This window comes from Streptomyces sp. MnatMP-M17 (assembly GCF_900091995.1).
Taxonomy (GTDB): Bacteria; Actinomycetota; Actinomycetes; order Streptomycetales; family Streptomycetaceae; genus Streptomyces.
This window is the reverse complement of sequence record NZ_FMDK01000384.1, coordinates 1-3,320: the sequence shown is the minus strand read 5'-3', so window position 1 is coordinate 3,320 and position 3,320 is coordinate 1. Positions and strand designations below refer to the sequence as shown.

5 protein-coding genes are annotated in these 3,320 nt (G+C 71.0%); 4 read left to right on the top strand and 1 reads right to left on the bottom strand.

The annotated features are described in order from the left end of the window. Together GA0115259_RS17800 and mscL are read left to right on the top strand one after the other, a co-directional pair. The coding region (locus GA0115259_RS17800; RefSeq protein ID WP_093597802.1) for a hypothetical protein at positions 1-477 on the top strand (477 nt) is incomplete at its 5' end. Positions 478-645: 168 nt separating this feature from the next. After that, positions 646-1,122 (top strand): large conductance mechanosensitive channel protein MscL, encoded by a 477-nt coding sequence (mscL, locus tag GA0115259_RS17795; RefSeq protein ID WP_093597799.1) that lies wholly within the window; start codon positions 646-648, stop codon positions 1,120-1,122. 64 nt (positions 1,123-1,186) lie between these two features. On the opposite strand, the gene GA0115259_RS17790 is transcribed toward mscL, so the two are convergent. Next, positions 1,187-1,411 carry a hypothetical protein gene (locus GA0115259_RS17790; RefSeq protein ID WP_093597796.1) on the bottom strand — a complete coding sequence of 75 codons (225 nt, stop codon included), beginning with the start codon at positions 1,409-1,411 and terminating at the stop codon, positions 1,187-1,189. A 362-nt stretch (positions 1,412-1,773) separates the two neighbouring features. Between GA0115259_RS17790 and GA0115259_RS17785 the strand changes: the two genes are divergently transcribed. Together GA0115259_RS17785 and GA0115259_RS17780 are read left to right on the top strand one after the other, a co-directional pair. Further along, positions 1,774-2,805 carry a P1 family peptidase gene (locus tag GA0115259_RS17785; protein WP_093597793.1) on the top strand — a complete coding sequence of 344 codons (1,032 nt, stop codon included), beginning with the start codon at positions 1,774-1,776 and terminating at the stop codon, positions 2,803-2,805. A gap of 146 nt (positions 2,806-2,951) precedes the next feature. Then, the coding region (locus tag GA0115259_RS17780; RefSeq protein ID WP_237540133.1) for a DUF6227 family protein at positions 2,952-3,320 on the top strand (369 nt) is incomplete at its 3' end.

The window sequence follows — 3,320 nt, the reverse complement described above, 5'->3', positions numbered from 1 at the left end:
AGGCGGCGGCGCACGACAGCGGCCGGTCTGGCGATGACGGCCGCCGCGCTGGCCGCCACCGGAGCGAGCGGCGCGGTCGGTGCCTCGGCCGATACAGAAGGGCATGCGCGGACCGCGGGCGACACCGTGGCCGCATCGCCGCCTTCGTCGTCCGGGCGAGAACCTGCCGGTCGACCAGGCGAGTTGGTGTCCACGGCGGTGCGCATCGCGGATGCGGAGACGGTCCGGCTGCTGCGGCGTGGCGACCGGGTCGATGTGATCGCGGCTGCCGCGATCGCGCCGGGGCCGGCGGGAGTGGTGGACGGAGAGCCCGAGGCCCGGGTGGTGGCGGCGGGAGTCCGAGTAGCCGGGATCCCGAAGACGCGGGAATTCTCTTCGGACGGTGGAGCACTGGTCGTGCTGTCCGTGCCGCGTGCCACCGCCGCGGTGCTGGCAGCGGCGAGCGCCACCTCACGGCTGGCGGTGGCGGTGTGCTGAGTTGGCGTGCGCGAAGCCGTCCGGTGCCGGGCCGGGGCCTGTCGAGTCGCACTGGCAAGCTGTGGCGTCGCCTGATCGCGTGGGCGGATTGGACAGCGTGGGCACGCGCCGCCTTAGGTTGCGGAGCAGATTGTCACTCGAACCGCCCATGTGAAGAAAGGCTCACTCGTGAGCAAGGAGAAGGAGAGCGTGCTGGCGGGCTTCAAGGCCTTCCTGATGCGCGGCAATGTGATCGACCTCGCGGTCGCCGTTGTCATCGGCGCGGCGTTCACCAATGTCGTGAACTCCGTCGTCAAGGGCATCATCAACCCGGTGGTCGGCGCGTTCGGCACCAAGGATCTGAACAAGTACAGCTCGTGCATCAAATCGCCCTGCGAGACGAACGCCGCGGGCGAGGTGGTCACCGGAATTCCGATCATGTGGGGGACGGTGCTGAGCGCGGTCCTCACCTTTGTGATCACGGCGGCCGTCGTGTACTTCCTGATGGTCCTGCCGATGGCCAGGTATCTCGCCAGGCGGGCCAGGCAGCAGGCCGCCAAGGAAGAGGTCAAGGAGGTCATGGAGGTCAGCGAGCTGGAGGTGCTCAAGGAGATCAGGGACGCTCTGCTCGCCCAGCGCGGCGGGTCCGGGCAGAGCTCCTCGTAGGCCCGCGAAGACCGGCCGGACAGGGCCCGGCCTCTCAGGGCCTGGCGGCCGGGGCCGGCGGCGGTCAGAGGTGGTGGGGCGGCTTCTCGTCCAGGAAACGGGCCAGATCGGCGGCGCTGTCACCTCTCCCGGCGGGCCGCTCTCCCCAACCGCCGTCCGTGTCGTCCGAGGATTGCTGGTCCAGCGGATCGTCGAAGATCAACGCCGGATGCGGCCGGGGCGGGCCGGCTGGACGTGGCGGCGAGGACTGCTCCGCGGCGCGCGGCTCGGGGGTGGAGGCGGTGCTCATACCTCCAGAGTACGGGCGTGCGGTCCGCACCGAGGCTCCTGCGAGGGCGGACCGGGCAACCGGTCCTCGGAGGCACGGCGCGCGCCCCACCGGCCCGCCACCCGTCCCTCCGGTCCGCCCGATCCCTGATAGCGGCCGGCGCGCCAGGGCACCCCCAACCACGGTCCGGTTGCCGCCCGTGCGTCACTTCAGGACCGGAAAGCGAGGCAACTCGCGCGGCCGGTATCGGTGGTGGCGTCCATCGCATGTACGTTCGTCGGGTCCTGGACGATTTATCGTCGCGGGGCTGGTGGCGACGGTGATGGTGGCGGTCGGAGTGACACTCGCGGCCTCCCGAGGGGCGCGTGGTACGGATGGGGTTCATGGCAATCAATGACGCACTGACCGATGTGGCGGGCCTGCGAGTCGGACACGCCCGTGTCGCTGGGGGCCGTGCGCTCACCGGCACCACGGTCGTCCTCGCCCCGCAGGGCGGAGTGGTGGCCGCCGTGGACGTGCGAGGCGGGGGCCCGGCCACCCGGGAGACGGATGCTCTCGACCCGCGCAATCTCGTCGAGCGCGTCGATGCCATCGTGCTGACGGGCGGCAGCGCGTACGGACTCGACGCGGCGTCCGGAGTGGTGGCCTGGCTGGAGGAGCGCAAGCGCGGCGTCCGGGTCGGTCCCGATCCGGCCCAGGTGGTGCCGGTCGTCCCGGCGGCCGGTGTCTTCGACCTGGGGCGCGGTGGTGACTGGCGGATACGCCCGGACGCGGCGACGGGCCGCGCGGCGGTGGAGGCGGCGGCCTTCACGGCGAGCGGCGCACCGGTCGCGGAGGGCAGCGTGGGTGCGGGCACGGGCGCCGTCGTCGGGCCGCTCAAGGGCGGGATCGGTACGGCGAGCACGGTCCTGGACTCCGGAGTGACCGTCGCGGCCCTGGTGGTGGCCAACGCGGCGGGCTCGGCGGTCGATCCGCTGACGGGCGTGCTGTACGGGCGCTACTTCAGCGGTCGTACGGAGTATCCGAGACCAGACGTCCATGTGGCGGCGCAGCTCCGGCTGGCCGAGCTGCGCGAGCAGAACGGCCCGGCGCCGCTCAACACCACGCTCGCCGTCGTCGCCACCGATGCCGAACTCTCCCGTGCCCAGGCGCAGAAGCTCGCGGGGACGGCGCACGACGGTATCGCGCGCGCCGTCCGTCCTGTGCATCTCCTCAACGACGGGGACACCGTCTTCGCCCTCTCGACGGGCCGGCGGGCTCTCGCCAAGGAGGATCCGTTGGCCCTCAACGAGGTGCTGGCGGCGGGCGCGGACGTGGTGACCAGGGCAATCGTGCGGGCCGTACAGACCGCGAAGAGTGTCCGGGGACCCGGTGGGACGTTCCCTTCGTACGACGAGCTGTACGGGCTCGACTGACGGGCGCAAAGGCCGAGTTGATAGGGGGCGCGCGGGAACTTCAGGTACGCCCCCTTCGTTTTCCCAAACCCGGGACGCGATGTCAGCCCTAGGCGCTACGTTATGCAATCACCAAGTGACATGTGGCGACGGCCTGGAGACCCATCTTGAACGATCCCTACGAGACAACCGAGACGCACCTCGAGCGACTCCTGGGTCGGGCACTCAACTCCTTCGACCTGCCCGACGCACTGGTCGAAAAGCTCGACAGTGCGCTGGCGCACGCCAGCTCGCTGTGTTCCGCGCACCACAGTGCGGGGCTGCACCGCGAGACCTACCGGCACACCTATCTGCTCAACGACGGCAGTTCGCTGACCCTGTGGGAGCTGGTGCACAACACCGGCCGGGACGGCGCGCGGCTGCACGAGCTGTACGGAGAAGAGTCCGAGGTGCGGCTCGCCGCCACCCGGCTCTGCCGTCCCAGCAGCCCGGAGGCGGAGCGGCTCGCCGTCGACGGACCCGATGGGTTACCGCCG